This window comes from Aquabacterium sp., assembly GCF_035476535.1.
Lineage (GTDB): Bacteria > Pseudomonadota > Gammaproteobacteria > Burkholderiales > Burkholderiaceae_C > Pseudaquabacterium.
The window spans coordinates 1-7,688 of record NZ_DATILJ010000137.1; the positions used below are offsets into that span (position 1 = coordinate 1).

6 protein-coding genes are annotated in these 7,688 nt (G+C 67.5%); 3 read left to right on the forward strand and 3 right to left on the reverse strand.

Annotated elements, in window-relative coordinates:
* The 3 genes from VLK61_RS13535 to VLK61_RS13545 all read right to left on the reverse strand — a co-directional run.
* Positions 1–640, reverse strand: a 640-nt coding sequence (locus VLK61_RS13535) for a phosphotransferase family protein (RefSeq protein WP_325422008.1), incomplete at its 3' end; no start/stop codon positions are given.
* Positions 637–1,803, reverse strand: a complete 1,167-nt coding sequence (locus VLK61_RS13540) for an acyl-CoA dehydrogenase family protein (protein ID WP_325422010.1) — start codon at positions 1,801–1,803, stop codon at positions 637–639. The genes VLK61_RS13540 and VLK61_RS13535, both read right to left, overlap by 4 nt.
* 13 nt (positions 1,804–1,816) lie before the next feature.
* Positions 1,817–3,007, reverse strand: coding sequence for an acetyl-CoA C-acyltransferase family protein (locus VLK61_RS13545; protein ID WP_325422012.1), 1,191 nt, complete (start codon positions 3,005–3,007; stop codon positions 1,817–1,819).
* Between the two features lie 344 nt (positions 3,008–3,351).
* On the opposite strand from VLK61_RS13545, the gene VLK61_RS13550 reads away from it, so the two are divergent.
* The 3 genes from VLK61_RS13550 to VLK61_RS13560 all read left to right on the forward strand — a co-directional run.
* Positions 3,352–5,592: an ABC transporter substrate-binding protein gene (locus VLK61_RS13550; protein WP_325422014.1), complete on the forward strand. Its 2,241-nt coding sequence runs from the start codon at positions 3,352–3,354 to the stop codon at positions 5,590–5,592.
* A 2-nt stretch (positions 5,593–5,594) separates the two neighbouring features.
* Entirely contained in the window at positions 5,595–6,578 is a 984-nt protein-coding gene (locus tag VLK61_RS13555) for an ABC transporter permease (RefSeq protein ID WP_325422016.1), read from the forward strand.
* Positions 6,579–6,591: 13 nt separating this feature from the next.
* On the forward strand, positions 6,592–7,688 hold a 1,097-nt coding region (locus tag VLK61_RS13560), incomplete at its 3' end, for an ABC transporter permease (protein ID WP_325422018.1).

Consider the following 7,688-nt stretch of genomic DNA (forward strand, 5'->3'; position numbering starts at 1 on the left):
CGGTGCGGTAGTCGCCGTGGCACAGCACGAGTTCGCCGCGCAGCGGGGCCTGACGCTCGAGCCAGCGCAGACCCCATTCGAGTGCGGGATGCGCCGTGGGCAGCGCGTCGAGGTCGCGGCGCAGGCGGCGGATGGCGTGCAGTGCCGGCGGCTCTTCGTTGACGGGCAGAAAGGCCAGATCGGCGCGGGGCGGGCGGATCGAATGGATCAGCGCCAGCTCGTGCCCGAGCCGCATCGCGAGCTGCTCGCGGTCGCTGACCGGACCGCCGTCGCGCGTCAGCACATGGCCTGCTGCCGTGCCGGCTACGCAGCGCATGATGAAGAACGGACGGCCGATGACGGCGCGGTCCTCGCACAGCCACAGCGGCTGCGGCACCGTGACGCCGGCCTGCGCAGCGGCGCTGAGCAGCGCGTATTCCTGGGCCCGGCCATGGCTGGCCGACACGGCCGAGGGCGCATCGGTGCGCAGCACCCACAGCGCCTCGCCGGCATGGGCGCCGCCTTCGACGCGTGCACTCAAGCGCCAGTTCTGCTGGATCGCCCCGCCGGACAGCAGCGCGGCATCGTGGATCGTGACCTGCTGCGCCGCGGCCGCCCGCGCGACGAAGCCTTCGATCGCGGCGCGCTGCGCGTCGTTCATGTCGCGCCACCTTTGAAGATGCGCTTGGCCAGGCTCCAGCGGTGCACCTCCGAGGGGCCGTCGTAGATGCGGAAGGCGCGCACGTCGGCAAAGATGCGCGCAACCACGGTCTCGCCGGTGACGCCCTGGCCGCCGAGGAACTGCACGCTGCGGTCGACGACGCGCCAGATCGCCTCCGAGGCGATCACCTTGCACATGCTGGATTCGGCCGTGCCCAGGTGGCCTTGGTCGAGCACCCAGGCGGTATGCCAGACCGACAGCCGCGTGATGTGCATATCCATCTCGTTGTCGGCCAGGCCGAAGCCGACGCCTTCATGCTCGGCCAGCGGCTTGCCGAAGGCGTGGCGCCGGCGGGCGTAGGCCACGGCCGTGTCGTGCGCACGCCGCGCGGCGCCGAGCCAGCGCATGCAGTGCGTCAGCCGCGCCGGCGACAGGCGCACCTGGGCGTACTTGAAACCCTCGCCCGGCGCGCCGAGCACATCGGCCGCCGGCACGCGCAGCGCGTCGAATCGCACCACGCCATGGCCGCCCGGGAAGCAGCTGTCCAGCGTGTCCATCGAGCGCTCGACGGTGATGCCCGGCTGGTCCATGTCGGCCAGGAACATCGTCGCGCGGCCGTCCTCGAGCCGGGCCATGATGATCGCGAATGCGGCGCCGTCCGCACCGGTGATGAACCACTTGCGCCCGGTGATCAGGTAGTCGTCGCCGTCGCGTACCGCCTGGGTCTGCAGCATGCCGGGGTCGGAGCCGGCGCCGGGGTCGGGTTCGGTCATGCAGAAGCACGATCGTGTGCGGCCGGCTGCCAGCGGGCGCAACCAGCGTTCTTGCTGGGCCGGCGTGGCCACCGCCTCCAGCAGGTGCATATTGCCCTCGTCGGGCGCCATGATGTTCAGCGCCACCGGGCCCAGCGGCGAGTAGCCGGCTTCTTCGAAGACGATGGCCTTGCCGCGGTGGTCCAACCCCAGGCCGCCGAACTGGCCGCTCACATGCGGCGCCAGCAGCCCGGCCGCCGCGGCGCGAGCGATCAGCTCCGCGCGCAAGGACTCGCTCGGGCCGTGGGGGGTGCAGCGCGCATCGTTCTCCAGCGGGATCACCTCGTCGGCGATGAACCGGCGGGTGCGTTGCTGCAACTCGCGCAGGGGCGCGGGGATGTCGAAGTTCATGGGCGATCCGGGTTCAGATGCGCTCGAAGATCGCCGCGATGCCTTGGCCGCCGCCGATGCACATCGTCACCAGCGCATAACGGCCGCCGATGCGCTGCAGCTCATGCAGCGCCTTGACGGTGATGATCGCGCCGGTGGCGCCCACCGGGTGCCCGAGCGAGATGCCCGAACCGTTCGGGTTGACCTTGGCCGGGTCGAGGTCGAGTTCCTGCATCACCGCGCAGGCTTGCGCCGCGAAGGCTTCGTTGGCCTCGATCACGTCCATCTGGTGCGCGCGCAGCCCGGCGCGCTGCAGCGCCAGACGCGTGGCCGGTACCGGGCCGATGCCCATCAGCTCGGGCTCGACGCCGGCGTGGGCGTAGGCCACCAGCCGCGCCAGCGGCTTCAGCCCCTGGGCCTGCGCCGTCGCCGCTTCGGCCAGCAGCACCGCGGCGGCGCCGTCGTTGATGCCGGATGAGTTGCCCGGCGTGACCATGCCGCCGTCCTTCTTGAAGGCCGGCTTCATCGCGGCGAGCTGTTCCATCGTCAACGTGCCGCGCACGTGCTCGTCGGTGTCGAAGTGGGCAGGCGGCCCCTTGCGGGTCGGCAGCTCGACCGGAACGATCTGCGCCTTGAATCGCCCCTGGTCGATGGCGCGTGCGGCGCGCTGCTGGCTTTCCAGCGCCAGTTCGTCCTGCATCTGGCGCGTGATGCCATAGCGCGCGGCGACGTTCTCGGCGGTGACGCCCATGTGGAACTTCTGCCATGGGTCGTGCAGGATGCCGGTCATCGCGTCCAGCAGCTGCGAGTCGCCCATGCGGATGCCCCAGCGGCCTGCCGTCATCAGGTAGGGGCCGCGGCTCATCGATTCGGCGCCGGCGCCGATGGCGATGTCGGTGTCGCCCAGCGCGATGGCCTGGGCCGCGCAGACGATGGCCTGCAGGCCCGAGCCGCACAGCCGGTTGACGTTGTAGGCCGGGGTTTCCGTCGGGATGCCGGCGTCGACGGCCGCCACGCGGCTGAGGTAGGCGTCGGCCGGTTCGGTGGGGATGACATTGCCCATCACCACCTGGCCCACTTGGGCCGCCGCCGCGCCGCTGTGTTGCAGCGCGCCGCGCACGGCCGTGGTCGCGAGCTGGCGCAGCGGCACGTCCTTCAGTGCGCCGCCGAAGGAGCCGATCGCGGTGCGCGTGGCAGCAACGACCAGGATGTCGCGTCGAGTCATGGCAGATTCCGGGCAGTGTTGTGAGGGGAGCGCTATCCTATTTTAAAACAAACAAGATTGTTCGTTTATTGAGCATGAGGGAAACCCGGATGGCGGAGGCTGCGTGATCGCGGCTGCACGCCCAAGCACGCCATGGGCCGTGTGCCGGGGCGTGTCGCGTCACTTTCCTCGGCTCAAACCCCGAGGCATGGCGCGTGCTGCGCACCCTAGAATCTCGTTTCGCCTCGAAATGGGCCGGCCACAAGCCAGTTCGGTCGAGGCGCCACTATTTTCGGCAACCGTTTTTTCGGCAACCGTTCGGGGCCTATCCGGCCCCGGCAGGTGCATGCACCAGGAGTGCCCGCATGCGCGGAACAAGCCTTATTCGCCGCCTGGCCCTGGGTCTGGCGGTTTTCACCGCGTTGATCGCGGCTGGCTGCAACAACAGTCCGCATCCCTTCGGCGCGGAGCGCACGAACACCTTGTTCTATGCGTTCGAGGAGCGCTCGCCGCGCTACCTGGACCCAACGGCGTCCTACGCCAACAACGAGACGGCCTATACCTTTCAGATTTACGAACCGCCCTATGGTTACCACTACCTGAAGCGGCCGTACACGCTGATCCCCAAAGCCGCCGCCGCGGTGGCCCGGCCGCACTACGTCGACAAGGACGGCAAGCCCTTGCCAGACGACGCGCCACCCGAGCTGATTGCCGAGAGCGTGTACGACGTGCACATCCGGCCCGGCATCAAGTACCAGCCGCACCCGGCTTTTGCGCTGGATGAACGCGGCACGCACCGCTACCACAAGCTGACGCGCCAGCAGCTTGGCGACAAGCGCTCGCCCTGGGACTTCGAGCACCAGGGCACACGCGAACTGGTGGCAGACGACTTCGTCTATGCGCTCAAGCGCCATGCCACGCCGCGCATCGAGGCGCCGCTGTACGCGATCTTCGCGGAGTACGTGATCGGCCTGAAGGACTACGCGGAGCAGATGAAGCGCGAAGACGCCAAGCTGCTGAAAGGCCTGCCCGAAGACATCCGCGACAAACCCTTCCTCGACTTTCGCCAGTTCCCGCTGGCCGGCAGTTCGGCCGTCGACAAATACACCTGGCGCATCCGGCTCAAGGGCAAGTACCCGCAATGGAGCTACTGGATGGCGATGCCCTTCCTGGCGCCGGTGCCATGGGAAGCCGATGCCTTCTACGCCCAGCAGGGCATGAACGAAAACGGCCTGTCGCTGAACCAGTGGCCGGTGGGCACCGGCCCGTTCATGATGGCCGAGTTCATCCGTGACCGCCGCCATGTGATGAAGCGCAACCCCAACTACCACGGCGAGACCTACCCCTGCGAGGGCATGCCCGAGGACAAGGCGGCCGGCCTGCTGGACGATTGCGGCAAGGCCTTGCCCTTCATCGACACCTTGTACGTGACGATGGACAAGGAGAAGGTGGCGCGCAAAGAGAAGTTCAAACAGGGCTTCTACGATGTGCCCGAGATCGAGCGTCAAGAGTACGGCGTCGACTTCCGCAACGACGCCGACGATTCCGACGACGTGAAGCGGCAGTTCGACGAACGCGGCTTCAAGTTCCCGTTGATGACCGACATCAGCAACTGGTACTTCGGCTTCAACATGCTGGACCCGGTGGTCGGCAAGGGCGACACGCCTGCGCAGCAGGAGAAGAACCGCAAGCTGCGCCAGGCCATCGCCATCGCCATCGACTACGAAGAAGGCTATGGCCGCATCTTCAAGCACAAGGGCGGCGAGGCCGCGCACGGGCCGGTGCCGCCGGGCCTGTTCGGCTCGCGCGAGGGCCAGCCGGGCTACTTCAACTCGGTGACGCACAAGCAGGTCGACGGCAAGATCGTGCGCCGGCCGATCGAGGACGCGAAAACGCTGCTGGCCGAGGCCGGCTACCCCGATGGTCGCGACGCGAACGGCAAGCCGCTGGTGCTGAACTACGACTTCCAGCGCGCGGTGACGCCCGAGTTCAAGAGCGAGAACGACTGGATGGCCAAGCAGTTCGCCAAGCTCGGCATCCAGCTCGAGATCCGCGCCACCGACTTCAACCAGTACCAGGACAAGACGCTCAAGGGCAAGCACCAGATCTACTGGGCCGGCTGGCTTGCCGACTACCCGGATGCCGAGAACTTCCTGTTCCTGCTGTACGGCCCGAACTCGAAGTCCAAGGCCAACGGCGAGAACATCTCCAACTACGAGAACCCCGAGTACGACAAGCTTTATCGCCAGTTGCAGACGCTGGACGATGGTCCGAAGAAGCAGGAGGTGATCGACAAGATGGTCGACATCCTGCGCCACGACACGCCCTGGTGCTTCGGCTACATCCCCTGGGGCGGGCTGGCCTTCCAGCAATGGGTCTACAACGGCAAGCCCAGCATCGTGATCCGCGACATGGCCAAGTACTACCGCGTCGACCCGGCGCTGCGCGCGCAGAAACAGGCCGAGTGGAACCACCCGATCGCCTGGCCGATGGCGCTGCTGGCGCTGGGCGCGCTGGCGCTGGTGTGGATCGCGCGGCGCAGCTTCAGGCAGCGTGAAACCGCCACCGCGCGCGGCACGGCCACCGCCGCAACCGAGGCCTCCTGACCATGGGCAGTTTCATCGTCAGACGCCTGGGCTACGGCATCCTGATCCTGATCGGCGTCAACCTGCTGACCTTCTTCCTGTTCTTCACCGTCAACACGCCGGACGACATGGCGCGGCTGAACATCGGCGGCAAGCGCGTGACGCAGGAGCAGATCGACAAATGGAAGTCCGAACGCGGCTACGACCGGCCGCTGTACTGGAACGACAAGGAATCCGGCCCGGCCAAGCTGACGCGCACGGTGCTGTGGGAACGCTCGATCTCGCTGATGGTGCTGGATTTCGGCCGCAGCGACTCGGCGCGTTCCACCGACATCGGCCATGAGGTGGCCACCCGCATGGGCGTGAGCCTGCAGCTGGCGGTGCCGCTGTTCATCCTGCAACTGATCGTCAGCGTGTCCTTCTCGCTGATGCTGGTGTTCTTCCGGCACTCCCGCATCGACTTCTGGGGCGTCGTGCTGTGCGTGCTGATGCTGTCGATCTCCAGCCTGTTCTACATCATCGTCGGCCAGTTCCTGTTTTCGCGCGTGCTGCGGCTGGTGCCGATCTCGGGTTATGCGCCGGGGCTGGATGCGGTGCGCTTCCTGGTGCTGCCGGTGATGCTGTCGCTGCTGTCCCGCCTGGGCGGCGAGGCGCGGCTCTACCGTGCGATGTTCCTGGAGGAGGTCGGCAAGGACTACGTGCGCACCGCACGGGCCAAGGGCCTGTCGGAGCAGGTGGTGCTGTTCCGCCATGTGCTGCGCAATGCGCTGATCCCGATCATCACCAGCGCCGGTTCCTACCTGCCGTATGTCTTTCTCGGCAGCCTGGTGTTCGAAAGCTTCTTCGGCATTCCGGGCCTGGGCGCCTTCGTCATCGAGGCCATCAGCGGCCAGGACTTCGCCATCGTGCGCACGATGGTGTTCCTGGGCTCGCTGCTGTACATCGCGACCAATGTGCTGATCGACATCGCCTACACCTGGGTCGATCCGCGCGTGCGGCTGTCCTGAACGAGAAAAACCCATGTCCTTCAAGTTCGTCTTGTTGTGGACCGACGCCGCGCTGTGGGCGCTGTTCGTCGCGTTGATCGTCTATGCCGTGCGCATCGTGCGCCACGAGCAGCTGCGCGCCACCTGGACCAAGGTGCTGCGCGATCCGGCCGCGCTGTGTTCGGCGATGGTGCTGCTGCTGTTCCTGGGGGTTACCGCGCTGGACAGCGTGCACTTCCGCCGCGCGCTGGCGCCCACCGCGGGCCAGGCCGCGGCGCAGGTGTACTTCGATACCCGTGCCGAATCGCTGCTGGACCTGGCCTTGTCGCGCCAGATCGCCATGCGCGAGACCACCTACTCCGGACCGCTGGCCTACCTGGCCTACACCAAGCAGCCGGTGGAACGCGATGGCCAGATCACGCGGGAGCTGCCGCGCCTGCTGCATGGCGGCGCGCACCTGAAGAACCCGGCGCAAGAGTGGGTGGGCGACGTGCGCGGCCGCGTCATCGGCGGCGTGGTGCTCGGCCTGGCGCTGGCGGCGCTGTGCAGCGTCGCCGCGGCCTGGCTGCTGCGCCGCGCGCATGGCGGCACGCTGCAGGCCTGGCAAGACATTGCCGCCGACCGCACCCACCTGCCGGTGCGCGCGGTATTGGTGATGCTGGCGGTGATCTGCGTGTTCGGCGGCGTCGTGGCCGCGCTGATGGGCCACTACCATGTCTTCGGCACCGACCGCACCGGCAACGACGTGCTGGTGCAGACGCTCAAGAGCGTGCGCACCGCCTTCGTGATCGGCTCGCTGTCGACGCTGGCCACACTGCCCATCGCCATCTCGCTGGGCATTTTGGCCGGCTACTTCAGGGGTTGGGTCGACGAGGTGGTGCAGTATCTCTACACCACGTTGTCCTCGGTGCCCAGCGTGCTGCTGATCGCCGCCTGCGTGCTGATGGTGCAGGTCGGGCTGGACAAGCACCCGGAGTGGTTCGAAACCGGCGTCGAGCGCTCGGACCTGAAGGTCTTCATGCTCTGCGCCATCCTCGGCCTCACCGGCTGGGCCACGCTGTGCCGGCTGGTGCGCGCCGAAACCCTGAAGCTGCGCGAGCTGGATTTCGTGCAGGCCGCCACCGCCTTCGG

Excerpts from the sequence above, each read along its gene's own strand:
- VLK61_RS13540 (WP_325422010.1), bottom strand. The coding sequence starts at position 1,803 with ATGAACTTCGACATCCCCGCGCCCCTGCGCGAGTTGCAGCAACGCACC.
- VLK61_RS13545 (WP_325422012.1), bottom strand. The coding sequence starts at position 3,007 with ATGACTCGACGCGACATCCTGGTCGTTGCTGCCACGCGCACCGCGATC.
- VLK61_RS13550 (WP_325422014.1), top strand. The coding sequence starts at position 3,352 with ATGCGCGGAACAAGCCTTATTCGCCGCCTGGCCCTGGGTCTGGCGGTT.
- VLK61_RS13555 (WP_325422016.1), top strand. The coding sequence starts at position 5,595 with ATGGGCAGTTTCATCGTCAGACGCCTGGGCTACGGCATCCTGATCCTG.